The organism is Streptomyces afghaniensis (assembly GCF_044327915.1).
GTDB lineage: Bacteria > Actinomycetota > Actinomycetes > Streptomycetales > Streptomycetaceae > Streptomyces > Streptomyces afghaniensis.
In genome coordinates this window covers 154,739-172,339 of record NZ_JBIRGJ010000009.1, presented here as the reverse complement: position 1 = coordinate 172,339, position 17,601 = coordinate 154,739, and the positions used below count along the sequence as shown (strand labels likewise).

Below are 17,601 nucleotides of genomic sequence, written 5' to 3'. Positions count from 1 at the left end.
AATCGGGACACAAGGGCACGCCGATGACCCCCCGGAGGGGGTGCACAGCATGCGCCGGACCCGCTGTCGACCCCGGACTGCGTGGGGAACGTCACACCCGTAAACGGGTGCGAGGGTACGGGAATTCGATCGTCCGGGGAGTTCGAATTCACCTTCGGAATTACCGCTCTAACGCCGCTGCACGCTGGGTGAACACCTAGCGCATTTCCGTCATCAGGCCGTGCAGAAATGTCAGGTCGACCTCTTCGAGAGAGGTGACGACCGTGCGCCTCAGGGCCGGGGCGATGGGGGCCACGGAGGGCACCGCCACGACCTGGCAGCCCGCGGCCTCGGCGGCGGCGACTCCGGTCGCGGTGTCCTCGATGACGGCGCACCGGGCGGGCTCGGCGCCGAGTCCGGCGGCGGCCGCCAGGTACGGGTCCGGGTGGGGCTTGGTGCGCGGGACCTCGTCACCGGCCACGGTGAGGGCGAAGTGGTGCGCGCCCAGGGAGGTCAGCACCCGGTCGATGATGCGCCGATGCGAGGCGGAGACCAGGGCCGTGGGGACCTCGTACTCGTACAGCTCGGCCAGCAGCCGCCCGGCGCCGGGCATCAGCGGCAGGGCGCGGCCGATGCGGTCCTCGAAGCCGCCGTTCAGGAGCCCGGTGAGCTCGTCGAGGGTGATGTCGGCACCGGTGGCCTCGATCAGGAACCCCGCGCTGCGGGTCATGGGGCCGCCGACCACGACATGGCGCCAGGACTCGTCGAGCCTGTGGCCGAGGGAGGCGAAGACCTCGACCTCGACGTCCCACCAGAAGCCCTCCGTGTCCACCAGGGTGCCGTCCATGTCGAGGAGCACGGCCTGCAGAGCCGAGCCTTCGGCCGTACGTGTACCGAGCGCGGGGACCGTACTGGTCATCCACCTACCTCCTTGAGGGACGATCAGGCCGGTTCCCACGTGGGAACCGGCCTGCAGTGGACCGACCAGTCTACGTTGTGCGCGAACGATGTGCCTCGTTTAGCCGCTGTGCCCCCGGGCACACCATGCATACGCCGGGGGACGCTGCGGCGTGTGCCCGTTGGGGCGGCTCAGCGGGCGTTGAAGTACTTCGCCTCCGGGTGGTGGATCACGATGGCGTCCGTGGACTGCTCGGGGTGCAGCTGGAACTCCTCCGACAGGTGGACGCCGATACGCTCCGGCTGGAGCAGGTCGGCGATCTTCGCGCGGTCCTCCAGGTTGGGGCAGGCGCCGTAGCCGAGGGAGAAGCGGGCGCCCCGGTACTTCAGCTCGAACATGCCCTGCATCTCGTCCGGGTCCTCGCCGGCGAAGCCGAGTTCGGAGCGCACGCGCGCGTGCCAGTACTCGGCGAGTGCCTCGGCCAGCTGCACGGACAGGCCGTGCAGTTCGAGGTAGTCGCGGTAGGCGTTGGCCTCGAAGAGCCGCGCGGTCTCCTCGCCGATGCGCGAGCCGACGGTGACGACCTGGAGGCCCACGACGTCCGTCTCGCCGGACTCCTCCGGGCGGAAGAAGTCGGCCAGGCACAGGCGCCGGCCGCGGCGCTGGCGCGGGAAGGTGAAGCGGGTGCGCTCGTTGCCCTGCTCGTCCAGGATGATCAGGTCGTCGTCCTTGGAGACGCACGGGAAGTAGCCGTAGACCACGGCCGCCTCCAGCAGGTTCTCCGTCTGGAGCTTGTCCAGCAGCCCGCGCAGCCGGGGCCGGCCCTCGCTCTCGACGAGTTCCTCGTAGGACGGCCCCTCGCCGGTGCGGGCCTGCTTCAGGCCCCACTGGCCCTTGAACAGGGCGCCCTCGTCGAGCCAGCTCGCGTACTCCTTGAGCTGGATGCCCTTGATCACGCGGGTGCCGCGGAAGGGCGGCTCGGGTACGGGGTTGTCGGTGGCGACGTCGGAGCGGACGTGCCCCTCCTCGGGGCGCTCCTCCACGGCGGCCGGGGCGGTGGCCCGCACGCGGCGCTGCTTCAGCTCGGGCAGCTTGGCGCCCGGCACGCCCCGCTTGACGCCGATCAGGGCGTCCATGAGGCGCAGGCCCTCGAAGGCGTCACGGGCGTAGCGGACCTCGCCCTGGTAGATCTCGTGCAGGTCCTGCTCGACGTAGGCGCGGGTGAGGGCGGCGCCGCCGAGGATGACCGGGTACTTCGCCGCCAGGTCGCGCTGGTTCAGCTCCTCCAGGTTCTCCTTCATGATCACCGTGGACTTGACCAGGAGACCGGACATGCCGATGACGTCGGCCCTGTGCTCCTCGGCGGCGTCCAGGATCGCGGAGACCGGCTGCTTGATGCCCAGGTTGACGACGTTGTAGCCGTTGTTGGTCAGGATGATGTCGACGAGGTTCTTGCCGATGTCGTGCACGTCGCCGCGCACGGTGGCCAGCACGATGGTGCCCTTGCCGGCCTCGTCGGTCTTCTCCATGTGCGGTTCGAGGTGGGCGACGGCCGTCTTCATCACCTCGGCGGACTGCAGGACGAACGGCAGCTGCATCTGGCCGGAGCCGAACAGCTCGCCGACGACCTTCATGCCCTCCAGCAGGGTCTCGTTGACGATGTCGAGGGCGGGGCGGGACTGCAGGGCCTCGTCGAGGTCGGCCTCCAGGCCGTTCTTCTCGCCGTCGATGATGCGCCGCTTGAGGCGCTCGTCCAGCGGCAGGGCGGCCAGTTCCTCGGCCTTGCCGGCCTTGAGGGACTTGGCGGTGGCGCCCTCGAACAGCTGCATGAGCTTCTGCAGGGGGTCGTAGCCCTCGGCGCGGCGGTCGTAGATGAGGTCCAGAGCCGTCCGGACCTCCTCCTCGCTGAAGCGGGCGATCGGCAGGATCTTGCTCGCGTGCACGATCGCCGAGTCCAGGCCCGCCTTGACGCACTCGTCGAGGAAGACGGAGTTGAGCAGGATGCGGGCGGCCGGGTTGAGGCCGAAGGAGATGTTCGACAGACCGAGCGTGGTCTGCACCTTCGGGTGGCGCCGCTTCAGCTCGCGGATGCCCTCGATGGTGGCGATGCCGTCCTTGCGGGACTCCTCCTGGCCGGTGCAGATCGTGAAGGTCAGGCAGTCGACGAGGATGTCCTCCTCGTGGATGCCCCAGTTGCCGGTCAGGTCGTCGATGAGCCGTTCGGCGATCTCGACCTTCTTCTCGGCGGTGCGGGCCTGGCCCTCCTCGTCGATGGTCAGCGCGATCAGCGCGGCGCCGTGCTCCCTGGCGAGCTGGGTGACCTTGGCGAAGCGGGACTCGGGTCCGGCGCCGTCCTCGTAGTTCACCGAGTTGATCACCGCACGGCCGCCGAGCTTCTCCAGACCGGCCCGGATCACCTCGACCTCGGTGGAGTCCAGCACGATCGGCAGCGTGGAGGCGGTGGCGAAGCGGCCGGCCAGCTCCTCCATGTCGGCGACACCGTCGCGGCCCACGTAGTCCACGCACAGGTCGAGCATGTGCGCGCCCTCACGGATCTGCTCCCGGGCCATCTCCACACAATCGTCCCAGCGGCCGTCCAGCATGGCCTCGCGGAACTTCTTCGAACCATTGGCGTTCGTGCGCTCGCCGATGGCCAGGTAGGAGGTGTCCTGCCGGAACGGCACGCTCTGGTAGAGGGAGGCGGCGCCCGGCTCGGGCTGCGGGGCGCGCTCGCTCGGGGTGACGTCCCGGACGCGCTCCACCAGCTGCCGCAGGTGCTCCGGCGTGGTGCCGCAGCAGCCGCCGACCAGGGACAGGCCGTAGTCCCGGACGAAGTTCTGCTGGGCGTCGGCCAGACCCTCGGCGTCGAGCGGGAAGTGCGCGCCGTCCTTGGTGAGGATCGGCAGGCCGGCGTTCGGCATGCACAGCAGCGGGATGCGCGAGTGGCGCGTCAGATAGCGCAGGTGCTCGCTCATCTCGGCCGGACCGGTGGAGCAGTTCAGGCCGATCATGTCGATGCCCAGCGGTTCCAGGGCGGTCAGCGCCGCGCCGATCTCGGAGCCGAGCAGCATGGTGCCGGTGGTCTCGAAGGCCATCGAGCACAGCAGGGGCACCTCGACGCCGGTGGCCTCCATGGCCCGGCGGGCGCCGAGGACGGAGGCCTTCGTCTGGAGCAGGTCCTGCGTGGTCTCCACGAGCAGCGCGTCCGCGCCGCCGGCGAGCAGTCCCTCGGCGTTGGCCTGGTAGCCGTCGCGGATGGTGCCGTAGGTGACGTGGCCGAGCGTGGGCAGCTTGGTGCCGGGGCCGATCGAGCCGAGCACCCAGCGCGGCCGGCCGTCCCGGGCGGCGTACTCGTCGGCCACCTCGCGGGCGATCCGGGCACCCGCCTCGGACAGCTCGTGCACCCGGTCGGAGATCTCGTACTCCGCCGCGGCCGTGTGGTTGGCGCCGAACGTGTTGGTCTCGACGCAGTCGACGCCGACCGCGAAGTACGCGTCGTGGACGGAACGGACGATGTCCGGCCGCGTCAGGTTGAGGATCTCGTTACAGCCTTCGAGATTCTCGAAGTCCTCGAGCGTCGGGTCCTGCGCCTGGAGCATGGTGCCCATGGCCCCGTCGGCCACGACCACACGGCTGGCCAGGGCCTCTCGGAGGGCGGACACACGGGTCCGGCTGTCGGAAGGGGTCGGTGGCAACGAGGCCATGTAAGGGGCTCCCTCGAGTGCGACGGCTGTCGGCTATGCGGCTTCCCGGACACACGGGGGGCATCCGGGGGAACGGCGCACGGCGCCAGCGTAACCGGGAGCGGGCCGGGATGGGCAGGGCGTCCACGGGACGGACGCGAGTGGCGTCCCGAACGGCCGTTGTGCCACTGATGTGCCCCTGATGAGCCATCTGTGTCGCACCAGCGCGCGGCGCCGGTGCGACACAGGGCGACCCGCCGACGCAACAAATGGTGACCCGCCATTAGCGAGAGGTCGGCAACGACCGGTAGTGTTCGGCATTGCCGAACAAAGGCTGCGGGCGCCGCTGGTCGGCGGTCGAAGGGGACGGAGGCAGTACGGCGATGGCACGGAACATCCAGTCGCTCGAACGGGCGGCCGCGATGCTGCGGCTGCTCGCGGGCGGCGAGCGGCGGCTCGGCCTGTCGGACATCGCCTCGTCGCTTGGCCTGGCCAAGGGCACCGCTCACGGCATCCTGCGCACCCTGCAGCAGGAGGGCTTCGTGGAGCAGGACGACACCTCCGGGCGCTACCAGCTCGGCGCGGAGCTGCTGCGCCTGGGCACCACCTACCTCGATGTGCACGAGCTGCGGGCGCGCGCCCTGGTGTGGACCGACGACCTGGCCCGCTCCAGCGGCGAGAGCGTCTACCTGGGCGTCCTGCACCAGCAGGGCGTGCTGATCGTGCACCACGTCTTCCGGCCCGACGACAGCCGGCAGGTCCTGGAGATCGGCGCCATGCAGCCGCTGCACTCGACGGCGCTGGGCAAGGTGCTCTCCGCCTACGACCCGGTGGCGCACAGCGAGGCCCTGGAGGCCGACCGCAAGGCGTTCACCGACCGGACCGTGTGCGAGCCGGAGGACTTCGAGCACATCCTCGACGTCACCCGCGCGCGTGGTTACGCGGCGGACGTCGAGGAGACCTGGGAGGGCGTCGCCTCCCTCGCCGCGCCCATCCACGACCGGCGGCGCATGCCGGTCGGCGCGGTCGGCATCACGGGCGCCGTGGAGCGGCTGTGCCGGCCCGACGAGGAGCGAGCACTGCGCCCCGAGCTGATCGCGGCGGTCCGGGACTGCGCCCGCGCGGTGTCGCGGGATCTGGGCGCCGGACGGTTCTGACGGAACACGCGAGGACCGGGGCGCCGCAGGGGCGTTCCGGTCGTCGGCATGCCCGCGCTCACCGGCCACCGGCGACCGCGCTGGAGATCCACGAGGCCGCGGCGATCAGTAACGATCGTGTTTTCGACAACACAGCCCTTGACGTGCTCGTAACGCCGAAGCAAGACTCCCGTCCATCGGTCGACATTGTCGAACAGCTACCGGCAATACGCGCTAGAGTGTGACAACGCCAGGCCGGTATAGAACTTCACCCCTGGACGAAGGACAAAGGAGTCGCGGGTGTCCAGCTCCGACATCTTCATCGGCGAGACCATCGGTACCGCCATACTCATCCTCCTCGGCGGCGGAGTCTGCGCCGCCGTCACGCTGAAGGCTTCCAAGGCCCGCAACGCCGGCTGGCTCGCCATCACCTTCGGGTGGGGCTTCGCGGTGCTCACGGCGGTCTACACGACGGCGCCGCTGTCCGGCGCCCATCTGAACCCGGCCGTCACCCTCGCTCTCGCGATCAAGGACGGCGACTGGAAGAACGTCCCGGTCTACTGGGCCGGACAGATCCTCGGCGCCATGATCGGTGCCGCCCTGGTCTGGATCGCCTACTACGGCCAGTTCCACGCCCACCTCACCGACCGGGAGATCGTCGGCGGTCCGGGTGCGCAGGACACCGCCGCCAAGGCCGTCGAGGCCCAGGAGAAGGGCGCCGGCCCCGTGCTGGGCATCTTCTCCACCGGGCCCGAGGTCCGGGTCGCCTGGCAGAACGTGGCCACGGAGATCATCGGCACCGTCGTGCTCGTGCTCGCCGTGCTCACCCAGGGCCTGAACGACAAGGGCAACGGCCTGGGCACCCTGGGCGCCCTGATCACCGCGCTGGTCGTGGTCTCCATCGGTCTGTCCCTCGGCGGCCCGACCGGGTACGCGATCAACCCGGCCCGTGACCTCGGTCCGCGCATCGTGCACGCCCTGCTGCCACTGCCCAACAAGGGCGGCTCCGACTGGGGCTACGCCTGGGTCCCCGTGGTGGGTCCGCTGATCGGCGGCGCCATCGCGGCAGGCATCTACAACGTCGCATTCGCTTAAGAAGCAATCCTCGCGCCCGTTCGCGAAACTTCCAGCACGCGCCGTACGTAAAGCCCCTTAAACCGGAATTATCAGGAGCACACAGTGACCGACGCGCACACCGCCGGCCCCTTCATCGCCGCCATCGACCAGGGCACCACCTCTTCCCGCTGCATCGTCTTCGACCGCGACGGCCGGATCGTCTCCGTCGACCAGAAGGAGCACGAGCAGATCTTCCCGAAGCCGGGCTGGGTCGAGCACAACGCCACCGAGATCTGGACCAACGTCCAGGAGGTCGTCGCCGGGGCCATCGAGAAGGCCGGCATCACCAGCGACGACATCAAGGCCATCGGCATCACCAACCAGCGCGAGACGACCGTGCTGTGGGACAAGAACACCGGTGAGCCCGTCCACAACGCCATCGTCTGGCAGGACACCCGCACCGACGCCCTCTGCCGCGAGCTCGGCCGCAACGTCGGCCAGGACCGCTTCCGCCGCGAGACGGGCCTCCCCCTCGCCTCCTACTTCGCCGGTCCCAAGGCCCGCTGGCTGCTCGACAACGTCGACGGGCTGAAGGAGCGCGCCGAGGCGGGCGACATCCTCTTCGGCACCATGGACACCTGGGTCATCTGGAACCTGACCGGTGGTGTCGACGGCGGCAAGCACGTCACGGACGTCACCAACGCGTCCCGCACGATGCTCATGAACCTGCACACCATGGAGTGGGACGACAAGATCTGCGAGTCGATCGGCGTCCCGAAGCAGATCCTGCCCGAGATCCGCTCCTCCGCCGAGGTCTACGGCGAGATCACGGGCGGCAAGCTGGGCGACCTGCTCGGCGGCATCCCGGTCGCCTCCGCGCTCGGCGACCAGCAGGCCGCCCTGTTCGGCCAGACCTGTTTCGCCGAGGGCGAGACCAAGTCGACGTACGGCACCGGCACCTTCATGGTGATGAACACCGGTGACAAGATCATCAACTCGTACAGCGGCCTGCTGACCACCGTGGGCTACAAGATCGGCGACCAGGACACGGTCTACGCCCTGGAGGGCTCGATCGCCGTCACCGGCTCGCTGGTGCAGTGGATGCGCGACCAGATGGGCCTGATCTCCACGGCCGCCGAGATCGAGACGCTGGCGCTGTCGGTGGAGGACAACGGCGGTGCCTACTTCGTGCCGGCCTTCTCCGGCCTGTTCGCCCCGTACTGGCGCTCCGACGCACGCGGTGTGATCGCCGGTCTGACCCGGTACGTCACCAAGGCGCACCTGGCGCGTGCCGTCCTGGAGGCCACCGCCTGGCAGACCCGCGAGATCGCCGACGCCATGACGAAGGACTCCGGCGTGGAGCTGGCCGCCCTGAAGGTCGACGGCGGCATGACCTCCAACAACCTGCTGATGCAGACCCTCGCCGACTTCGTGGACGCCCCCGTGGTGCGCCCGATGGTCGCCGAGACCACCTGCCTCGGCGCCGCCTACGCCGCCGGCCTCGCCGTCGGCTTCTGGAACAGCACCGACGACCTGCGCGCCAACTGGCGCCGGGCCGCCGAGTGGACCCCCCGCATGGACGCGGACACCCGCGCCCGTGAGTACAAGAACTGGCTCAAGGCCGTCGAGCGGACCATGGGCTGGCTCGAGGACGAGGAGTAAGAAACCGCATGACCAGTCAGTCCACCCTGCAGTCCGTGCCTGCCCTGGGAACGCACCCGGCCTCCGGCTCGAACCCGAGCCGAGCCGAGACCAGGGAGCAGCTCGCCAAGGCGTCGTACGACCTCCTCGTGATCGGCGGCGGCATCCTGGGCATCTCCACCGCCTGGCACGCCGCGCAGTCCGGCCTCAGGGTGGCTCTGGTCGACGCCGGCGACTTCGCCGGTGCCACCTCCTCCGCCTCCTCCAAGCTGCTCCACGGCGGTCTGCGCTACCTGCAGACCGGCGCGGTGAAGCTGGTGGCGGAGAACCACTTCGAGCGCCGTGCGGTCTCCCGCCAGGTGGCCCCCCACCTGGCGAACCCGCTCACCTTCTACCTCCCCGTCTACAAGGGCGGGCCGCACGGCGCGGCGAAGCTCGGGGCGGGCGTCTTCGCCTACTCCGCGCTCTCCGCCTTCGGTGACGGCGTCGGCCACCTGCTCTCGCCGGCCAAGGCCGCGCAGGACGTGCCGGAGCTGCGCACCGAGAACCTCAAGGCCGTGGCCGTGTACGGCGACGACCAGATGAACGACGCGCGCATGGCGCTGATGACGGTCCGCGGCGCGGTCGAGGCGGGCGCGGTCGTCCTCAACCACGCCGAGGTGACGGGCCTGCGCTTCACCCAGGGCCGGGTCACCGGCGCCGAGCTCAGGGACCGTCTCTCCGGCGACGACTTCGGCGTCAGCGCCCGGCTGGTGCTGAACGCGACCGGCCCGTGGGTCGACCACCTGAGGAAGATGGAGGACCCGAACGCCGCGCCCTCCATCCGCCTGTCGAAGGGCGCGCACCTGGTCCTGAAGCGCACCTCCCCGTGGAAGGCCGCGCTCGCGACCCCGATCGACAAGTACCGCATCACCTTCGCCCTCCCCTGGGAGGACATGCTGCTCCTCGGCACCACCGACGAGGAGTTCGAGGGCGACCCGGCGGACGTCGCGGTCACCGAGAAGGACATATCCCAGATCCTCGACGAGGCCGCCTTCTCCGTCCGCGACCAGCAGCTGAGCCGCGACCTCATCACGTACGCCTTCGCCGGCCTGCGGGTGCTGCCAGGCGGCCCCGGCGACACCGCGAAGGCCAAGCGCGAGACGGTGGTGACCGAGGGCAAGGGCGGGATGCTGTCCGTCGCGGGCGGCAAGTGGACCACCTTCCGCCACATCGGCCGGACCATCATGCAGAAGCTGGAGTCGCTGCCGGGCCACCCGCTGGGCGACGACTTCGAGCCCATCAGCTCGCTGCCGAAGAAGCTTCCGCTGCCCGGCATCGCCAACCCGCGCGCGGTCGCCCACCGGCTGCTGACCGACCGCCCGGCACCCGGCCCGCGCATGGCGGCCGACACCGCCAGGCACCTGGCCACGCACTACGGCTCGCTCGCGTTCGACATCGCCCGCCTGGCGAACGAGAGCCCCGAGCTCGCCGAGCGCGTCCACCCGGACGCCCCGGAGATCTGGGCGCAGGTCGTCTGGGCCCGGGACCACGAGTGGGCCGAGACACAGGACGACGTGCTGCGCCGCCGCACGACCCTGACGATCCGCGGCCTGGCCACCGACGACGTCCGCGCCAAGGTCCAGGACCTGCTCGACAAGAAGTAGGCACGACCCGGGAGGGGTCCCACTGGAGGGACCGGGGGATCCCATTGCCGGAAGGGGCGGTTCCACGCCGACGGAGCCGCCCCTTCCGCGTCCCCGACCCCCCATAATGACCTGATACGTCGGAGGTCTTGAGCGACAGGGAGGCCGGCCATGGCAGTCACCGACGAGGCGATCGAGAAGATCAAGGGCATGATCGTCTCCGGCGCGCTGCGGCCGGGCGACCGGCTGCCGAAGGAGAGCGAACTCGCCGCCGATCTCGGCCTGTCCCGCAACTCCCTGCGGGAGGCCGTGCGCGCGCTGTCCCTCATCCGGATCCTGGACGTCCGGCAGGGCGACGGCACCTACGTCACCAGTCTCGACCCGCAACTCCTGCTGGAGGCGCTGAGCTTCGTCGTGGACTTCCACCGCGACGACACGGTCCTGGAGTTCCTGGCCGTGCGCCGCATCCTGGAACCGGCCGCGACGGCCATGGCCGCGCTGCGGATCAGCGAACAGCAACTGGACGCGCTCACGGCCCAGCTGGACAAGCTCGGCGACGCCCCCTCCGTGGAGGATCTGGTCGCCTGCGACCTGGAGTTCCACCGGGGCATCGTGCAGAGCTCGGGCAACTCGGTGCTGTGCTCACTGCTCGACGGGCTGTCGGGCCCCACCACCCGGGCCCGGATCTGGCGCGGTCTGACCCAGGAGGACGCGGTCAGCCGCACCCTGCGCGAGCACCGGGCGATCCTCGCGGCCCTGCGGGACCGGGACGCCGAGGCGGCGCGCTCCTGGGCGACGGTGCACATCGCGAGCGTGGAGCAGTGGCTGCGCTCCACGCTGTGACCAGGGCCTCACGGACAGCTCGGATCAATCCGGGGTGTTCAGTGGCGGATCGCGGGGCAGTGATGGGTTCACTCCCCCTGCGAGGGGGCTGCGGGCGCCCCCTTGGCACGCCGTAAGGTTGGGGGGTACGCGAGGGCACGTCGGAAGGAGGCGCTGGGTGATCGAGCTCGAGGGGGTTCCCGAGCTGATCGACCCGGTCATGGTGGCCGCGTTCGAGGGCTGGAACGACGCCGGCGACGCCGCCTCCACCGCGGTCGCGCATCTGGACAGGGAGTGGAAGGGCGAGGTCTTCGCGGCGCTGGACGCCGAGGACTACTACGACTTCCAGGTCAACCGCCCCACGGTGTTCATGGAAGCGGGCGTCCGGAAGATCACATGGCCCACCACGAGGCTGTCGGTCGTCCGGGTCGGCGGGGACAAGCCACGTGATCTCGTCCTCGTCCGGGGTATCGAACCGTCCATGCGATGGCGTTCGTTCTGCAACGAACTGCTGGGCTTCGCGCACGAACTCGGCGTGGAACTGGTGGTCGTCCTGGGCGCCCTGCTCGGTGACACCCCGCACACCCGCCCGGTTCCGATCAGCGGGACGACGTCCGACCCGGACCTGGCCCGCCGCATGGACCTGGAGGAGACCAAGTACGAGGGGCCCACGGGCATCGTCGGCGTCCTCCAGGAGGCCTGCACGCACGCGGGCGTGCCGGCCGTCTCACTGTGGGCGGCGGTGCCGCACTACGTGTCGCAGCCGCCGAACCCGAAGGCCACGCTGGCTCTGCTGAACCGGCTGGAGGACCTGATCGACGTGCGCATCCCGCTGGGCGAGCTGCCCGAGGACGCGCGCGCCTGGCAGGTCGGCGTGGACCAGCTGGCCGCCGAGGACAGCGAGGTCGCCGAGTACGTCCAGTCGCTGGAGGAGGCCCGGGACACCGCCGAGCTGCCGGAGGCGTCGGGTGAGGCGATCGCCCGCGAGTTCGAGCGCTATCTGCGGCGCCGGGACGGCGGCGGACCGACCGCCTCCGGCGGGCACGCCACGGCGGACGGCAGCGACAGCACGTCGTACCTGCGGGACAACCCCAGCGGCCGTACGCGCCCGCCGAAGCCGCCCAAGCCGGGCACGGACGACGAGGAGTCGTCGGAGGACTGAGCGGGACCGAGTACGGCAGAAGGACAGCAGAAGGGGCGCCTCCCGGCCGGGAGGCGCCCCTTCGCGTTCCGTACGGCTACAGCGCCACGCCCAGCAGGGCGTCCACCGCCCGGGAGACCACCCCGGGGGCGCCCTCGTCCGTGCCGCCGCTCCGCTCCTGGAGCGCGGCCCAGCGGTCGACGGCGGTGAGCGCGGCCGGTGCGTCCAGGTCGTTGGCGAGTGCCTCGCGGATCTCCTGCACGAGCGCCTCCGCCGGCGGCCCGTCGGGCCGGGACACGGCGGCCCGCCAGCGGCCGAGCCGTGCGACGGCGTCCTGGAGGACCTGGTCGGTCCACTCCCAGTCCGCGCGGTAGTGGTGGGCGAGCAGCGCGAGCCGGATGGCGGCCGGGTCGACGCCGTCGCGCCGGAGCGTGGAGACGAAAACCAGGTTGCCCTTGGACTTGGACATCTTCTCGCCGTCGAGGGCGACCATGCCGGCGTGCACGTACGCCTTGGCCATGGGGAACTCGCCGGTGAGGGCCTGGGCGTGCGAGGCGCCCATCTCGTGGTGCGGGAAGGCCAGGTCGGAGCCGCCGCCCTGGATGTCGAAACCCATGCCGAGGTGGTCGAGGGCGATGGCCACGCACTCGATGTGCCAGCCGGGCCGTCCGCGCCCGAGCGATCCGCCGTCCCAGCTGGGCTCGCCCTCCCGGGCCGCCATCCACAGCATCGGGTCGAGCGGGTTCTTCTTGCCCGGGCGTTCCGGGTCGCCGCCGCGCTCGGCGGACAGCAGCCGCATCGCCGCGGCGTCGAGCCCGGAGACCTTGCCGAAGTGCGGGTCGGCTTCGACGGAGAAGTAGACGTCGCCTTCGAGTTCGTAGGCCGCGCCCATGTCCCGCAGGCGCTCGACGAGCGGGACGATCCCGGGTATCGCCTCGACGGCGCCTATGTACTGTCGCGGCGGCAGCATCCGCAGGGCCGTCATGTCCTCGCGGAAGAGGGCCGTCTCCCGCTCGGCGAGCGCGGCCCAGTCGAGGCCGTCGCGCTGCGCCCGCTCAAGGAGCGGGTCGTCGACGTCGGTGACGTTCTGGACGTAGTGAACCTGCCGCTTGGTGTCGAGCCACACGCGCTGCACGAGGTCGAACGCGTTGTAGGTCGCCGCATGTCCTATGTGCGTGGCGTCGTACGGGGTGATGCCACAGACGTAGATACGGGCGACGGGACCGGGGTCGAGGGTGACGAGGCCGCCGGTCGCGGTGTCGTGGATCCTCAGGTCGCGGCCCTGACCAGGCAGGGCGGGGACCTCGGAAGCGGGCCAGGCATGCATGCCTTGAGCCTAACCGGACTGAAGTTCCATATACGAATGGGAGCGGGCCGGACGGCCGAGAAGGCGCTCTTGCGGTAGTTCGGCCTGTGTGCTGCTACACGGGTGGCCAGGGGATCGCCGGCCACTCACCGCTCGGCTCGGGATGCTTCCCCGAGGCGAGCAGCGCGGCGACCCGCGCGCGGGTGGCGTCGATCTCCGCGCCGGTGATCAGCGGCTGGAGCCGGGCGGTGAGGGGACCGCCGTCCGCCAGGTCCTTCCTGAGGCCTTCGAGGACATCGACGGCCTCCTGGGTGAGGGGCTCCCCCGCCCACCCCCACAGCAGGGTCCGCAACTTGTTCTCGACGTTGAAGGTGACCCCGTGGTCGATCCCGTACAGCCGCCCCTCGCCGGTCGGCAGGAGGTGCCCGCCCTTGCGGTCGGCGTTGTTGACCACGGCGTCCAGCACCGCGAGCCGCCGCAGCCGCTCGTCGTCCGCGTGCACGAGCAGCGCGGTGCGGCCCTCGCCGACCTCGGCGAAGCCGATGGCCTTCCAGCCCGGCTCCGGTTCCTCCCCGTCGACCAGGGCGAGCAGCTCCGCCTCCGGCACCGCCTCGACCCACAGCTGGCACATGCCCTCGCCGTAGGGGCCCTCCCGCAGCACGGTGGGCGGGACGAGGCCCCAGCCGGTCGCCTCGGAGACCTCGTACGCGGCGACCTCGCGCTGGGCGAGCGTCCCGTCGGGGAAGTCCCACAGGGGCCGCTCCCCGGCGACCGGCTTGTAGATGCAGGCCGCGTCCTGGCCGTCGTACGAGACGGTGCAGTACAGGGCCGCGTTGGACGCCTCACGGATGCGTCCGCGCACGGTGATCTCGCCCCGGGCGAGCAGCTCGGCGGCGTCCGGAGGTGTCACGCTCCGCGGCGGTATCCGTTCTGGCGCGGACATACGTGTCCTTCCGGGTCGAGCGGGAGGCTGCACAGCGGGCACGGCGGCCGCCCGGCGTTGACGATGTCGAGGGCGCGCTTGGCGAAGGCCCTCGCCTGCGCACCGGTGAGCCGGACCCGCAGCATCGGGGGCCCGTTCTCCTCGTCCTGGAGCAGCCGCTCCTCGGCCTCGGCGAGGTCCTCCTCGGTGTCGGCGTCGAGCTCGACGAGCGCCTGCGCCTCGACGATCATCAGCTGCTCCTCGCCGTCCCAGGCGAGCGCCATCGTGCCGACCCGGAACTCCTCCTCGATGGGAGTGTCCAGCGGGGCGGTGTCGGTGATGTCCGACGGTGCGACGGCGGGGACGGAAGCGCTGCCTCCGCTACGGCGTACGACCTCGTCGAGCAGTTCGTCCATACGTTCGGCGAGCGCGGCGACCTGGGTCTTCTCCAGGGCCACGCTGGTCACCCGGGAGCCGGCGGAGGCCTGGAGGAAGAACGAACGGCGCCCGGGCAGTCCGACCGTGCCGGCCACGAAACGCTCCGGATGGTCGTAGAGGAACACCTGACGGGACACGTCCTGTCTCCATTGGAATCGTGGGAACCGTGTGACCACGGCACTGCTGCGACCGCTTCACCCTACTGCGGCCGACGATCACGGTGCGCCCGCACCACCTCCGACGGGGGCTTCGTCGCCCGGCGGTTCCTCGCGCGGCACCAGGGACGTGAAGTCGCCGGTGTCGCCGAGGCGGACGAGAAACGGCCGCAGCCGGGTGTAGCGGATCGCGGTGATGGAACACGGTTCAACAGAAATCCGCTGGAAGAGGTCCAGATGAAGTCCGAGTGCGTCGGCGACGAGCGACTTGATGATGTCGCCGTGCGAGCACATGAGGTAGACGGCGTCGGCGCCGTGGTCGCGCTCCACGCGCGCGTTCCACTCGCGTACGGCCTCGGCGGCGCGTGTCTGCATGGCCCGCATCGACTCCCCGCCGGGGAACGCCGCCGCGGACGGATGGGCCTGCACGACCTCCATCAGGGGCTCGTCCTTGAGCTCGTCGAGCTTGCGCCCCGACCAGTCGCCGTAGTGGCACTCGCCGATGCGCTCGTCGGTGTGCGGGCTGAGGTCCGGCCGGGCCTGGAGCAGGGGCCCGATCGTCTCCTGGCAGCGCTGGAGCGGGCTGGTGACGATCTCGGCGAGGGGCAGTTCGGCGAGCCGCCCGGGCAGCGCGGCGGCCTGCGCGGTGCCTCGTTCGTCGAGGGCGACACCGGGCGTCCAGCCGGCGAGCAGTCCCTCGGTGTTGGCGGTGGAACGTCCGTGCCGGACCAGGATCAACGTGGGCATGCGGTCCAGCGTAGGCGCACGCGCGCGTACGGTGTCGTTCGAGTGACGGGAGACTCTCTTAGTGATCGTCGACTGTGCCATCTACCGCGAGGGACACCGGTCGGAAGGGCCGGAGGACTTCTCCGACGCCCTGGGTGAGGCCCGCAGGGCGGGCGGTTTCGTGTGGATCGGGCTGCACGAGCCGACGGAGCGCGAATTCGACCATGTGACGCAGGAGTTCGGACTGCATCCCCTGGCCGTCGAGGACGCCCTCAAGGCCCACCAGCGGCCCAAGCTGGAGGTGTACGACGACTCGCTCTTCGTGGTGCTCAAGCCCGTGGTGTACGAGCCGCAGAGCGACACCGTCTCCGCCGGCGAGATCATGATCTTCCTGGGCGACGCGTTCGTCGTCACGGTCCGGCACGGCGAGGGCGCCCCGCTCAAGGCCGTACGGCACCGGCTGGAGCAGGAGCCGGACCTGCTGGGCACCGGCCCCACCTCCGTGCTGTACGCCGTCGCCGACGCCGCCGTCGACCACTACCTGGAGGTCGCGACCGAGCTGCAGGCCGACCTGGAGGGACTGGAGGCGGAGGTCTTCTCACCGGACGACGGGGGCTCGCGGCACACCGCGTCCCGGATCTACAACTTCAAACGGCAGGTCCTGGAGTTCCGGCGGGCGACCGGGCCGCTGGCCCTGCCGATGAGCCGCCTGGCGGGCACGGCACCGTCCGGCGTGGCCGTACCGTTCGTGGACGACCGGGCCCGGCCGTTCTTCCGGGACGTCAGCGACCACCTCACGCGTGTGAACGAGTCCGTGGAGAACCTGGACCGGCTGGTGTCCGACATCCTCAACGCGCATCTGGCGCAGATGAGCGTCCGGCAGAACGACGACATGCGGAAGATCTCCGCGTGGGCGGCCATGGCCGCGATCCCCACGATGGTCGCGGGGATCTACGGCATGAACTTCGACCACATGCCCGAGCTGCGCTGGGAGTGGTCCTATCCGGCGCTGATCGCGGTGATGGCCGTTCTCGAGGTGCTGGTGTTCCGGCTGTTCAAGCGCCGGGGCTGGTTGTAGAGCGGGCCGGCTCAGGCGAACTCGGGCTCGGCGGACGCGGGTCCGCCGAGGGCGTCACGGCGCTCGGGCATCTTCAGCGACACCATCCGGCGCCAGCCGCCCAGCCGTTCGTAGGCGTACATCGCGTGGATGCCCGCCGCGAGCACCGCCGACTTGGCCCTGGACCAGCCGAGGATGCGGCCCATGTGCGCCATGACCGCGAGGCTGACGTCCCGGTAGATCCGGATCTCGGCGAGCGCGCACGCGCGCAGGGTCCGCTGGATGGCCCGGCCGTGGCCCGCGTAGGCGAAGCGCAGCAGTTCCTCGTGGCAGTAGGCGAGGTGGTTGTCCTCGTCGTTGGAGATCTGCTTGACCGCCCGGCCGATGTCGGGGTCGTCGGCGAAGTGCTTGCGGAGCAGTTGCATCTGCTCGGAGGCGCGCTGTTCGGTGACCCTGCTGTGCGAGAGGTAGGTGACGATGTCCTGGACCGTGAGCCGCTCGTCGCGGCCGAGCTGCTCGTGCGCGAGGCCGATGCCGTTCTTCTCCAGGAGCATGGTGTAGTCGGTCTCCGGCGGGACCGGGACGGGGTCGAGGGCGCGCTTCTTCATCAGGGCGCTGAAGATCCGGCCGTGCTTGTCCTCGTCGGCGCCGTGCCGGGTGATCTTGGGGGCGAGCTCCCGCTCGCTGTCGGGGACGAGCGCGGCGATCCGGGCGTTCTCCCAGCCGCCCTGGGACTCGCCGCTCGCGGCGATGGAGCAGAACAGGGCGAAGGACTCGTCGTTGGCGAGGATCTCCTGGAACACACTCTTGGCCGAAAGCATCGTGAGCACCTCTCCCGCGCGCGTGCGCGTGCTGCGTGATTCCGCAGGTTCGTCGCAAAGAACGAGTCAAGTGCGCGGCAGCAGGCGCTGCAACAGGTGCGACGGACAACTCCGCCAAATGAGGGACAGGTGCGTCCGCCACGGCCGCGGGGGTCTCTGCCGCAGGGCGGCGAGCTCCCGGCGTAACCGCGGGAG

14 protein-coding genes are annotated in these 17,601 nt (G+C 70.5%); 7 read left to right on the top strand and 7 right to left on the bottom strand.

The genetic code is table 11. The annotated features are described in order from the left end of the window. Positions 1 to 196: 196 nt before the first annotated feature. On the bottom strand, positions 197 to 898 hold the full coding sequence (locus ACH4G3_RS32745; RefSeq protein ID WP_397627906.1) for an HAD family hydrolase: 702 nt from the start codon (positions 896 to 898) through the stop codon (positions 197 to 199). Between the two features lie 170 nt (positions 899 to 1,068). Next, positions 1,069 to 4,581 carry a methionine synthase gene (gene metH, locus ACH4G3_RS32740; RefSeq protein WP_397627904.1) on the bottom strand — a complete coding sequence of 1,171 codons (3,513 nt, stop codon included), beginning with the start codon at positions 4,579 to 4,581 and terminating at the stop codon, positions 1,069 to 1,071. A 362-nt stretch (positions 4,582 to 4,943) separates the two neighbouring features. Between metH and ACH4G3_RS32735 the strand changes: the two genes are divergently transcribed. The 6 genes from ACH4G3_RS32735 to ACH4G3_RS32710 all read left to right on the top strand — a co-directional run bounded on the left by ACH4G3_RS32735 (position 4,944) and on the right by ACH4G3_RS32710 (position 12,002). Continuing rightward, complete coding sequence (locus ACH4G3_RS32735) at positions 4,944 to 5,717, top strand: IclR family transcriptional regulator (protein ID WP_020276830.1); 774 nt, start codon at positions 4,944 to 4,946, stop codon at positions 5,715 to 5,717. A 279-nt stretch (positions 5,718 to 5,996) separates the two neighbouring features. Next, entirely contained in the window at positions 5,997 to 6,791 is a 795-nt protein-coding gene (locus ACH4G3_RS32730) for an MIP/aquaporin family protein (RefSeq protein WP_397627903.1), read from the top strand. 84 nt (positions 6,792 to 6,875) lie between these two features. Next, a complete protein-coding gene (glpK, locus tag ACH4G3_RS32725) occupies positions 6,876 to 8,414 on the top strand; it encodes a glycerol kinase GlpK (protein ID WP_397627902.1) in 1,539 nt (512 codons plus the stop codon). Positions 8,415 to 8,422: 8 nt separating this feature from the next. Further along, complete coding sequence (locus ACH4G3_RS32720; protein ID WP_397627901.1) at positions 8,423 to 10,039, top strand: glycerol-3-phosphate dehydrogenase/oxidase; 1,617 nt, start codon at positions 8,423 to 8,425, stop codon at positions 10,037 to 10,039. 150 nt (positions 10,040 to 10,189) lie between these two features. Continuing rightward, entirely contained in the window at positions 10,190 to 10,861 is a 672-nt protein-coding gene (locus ACH4G3_RS32715) for a FadR/GntR family transcriptional regulator (protein WP_020276826.1), read from the top strand. A 157-nt stretch (positions 10,862 to 11,018) separates the two neighbouring features. Continuing rightward, complete coding sequence (locus ACH4G3_RS32710) at positions 11,019 to 12,002, top strand: PAC2 family protein (protein ID WP_020276825.1); 984 nt, start codon at positions 11,019 to 11,021, stop codon at positions 12,000 to 12,002. 76 nt (positions 12,003 to 12,078) lie between these two features. Here ACH4G3_RS32710 and mshC read toward each other — a convergent pair whose 3' ends face one another. From mshC to ACH4G3_RS32690, 4 genes are all read right to left on the bottom strand, one after another. Beyond that, on the bottom strand, positions 12,079 to 13,308 hold the full coding sequence (mshC, locus tag ACH4G3_RS32705; RefSeq protein ID WP_397627900.1) for a cysteine--1-D-myo-inosityl 2-amino-2-deoxy-alpha-D-glucopyranoside ligase: 1,230 nt from the start codon (positions 13,306 to 13,308) through the stop codon (positions 12,079 to 12,081). 94 nt (positions 13,309 to 13,402) lie between these two features. After that, positions 13,403 to 14,230: an SCO1664 family protein gene (locus ACH4G3_RS32700; RefSeq protein ID WP_397627899.1), complete on the bottom strand. Its 828-nt coding sequence runs from the start codon at positions 14,228 to 14,230 to the stop codon at positions 13,403 to 13,405. Beyond that, positions 14,194 to 14,784: a DUF3090 domain-containing protein gene (locus tag ACH4G3_RS32695; protein ID WP_086563983.1), complete on the bottom strand. Its 591-nt coding sequence runs from the start codon at positions 14,782 to 14,784 to the stop codon at positions 14,194 to 14,196. The genes ACH4G3_RS32700 and ACH4G3_RS32695 overlap by 37 nt, the downstream gene beginning before the upstream one ends. A 78-nt stretch (positions 14,785 to 14,862) precedes the next feature. Continuing rightward, entirely contained in the window at positions 14,863 to 15,549 is a 687-nt protein-coding gene (locus tag ACH4G3_RS32690; protein ID WP_397627898.1) for a histidine phosphatase family protein, read from the bottom strand. 61 nt (positions 15,550 to 15,610) lie between these two features. On the opposite strand from ACH4G3_RS32690, the gene corA reads away from it, so the two are divergent. Next, complete coding sequence (corA, locus tag ACH4G3_RS32685; protein WP_397627897.1) at positions 15,611 to 16,606, top strand: magnesium/cobalt transporter CorA; 996 nt, start codon at positions 15,611 to 15,613, stop codon at positions 16,604 to 16,606. An 11-nt stretch (positions 16,607 to 16,617) separates the two neighbouring features. Here the strand turns inward: corA and ACH4G3_RS32680 are convergent, their stop codons facing one another. Continuing rightward, complete coding sequence (locus ACH4G3_RS32680) at positions 16,618 to 17,406, bottom strand: ferritin-like domain-containing protein (RefSeq protein WP_397627896.1); 789 nt, start codon at positions 17,404 to 17,406, stop codon at positions 16,618 to 16,620. Positions 17,407 to 17,601: the final 195 nt, after the last annotated feature.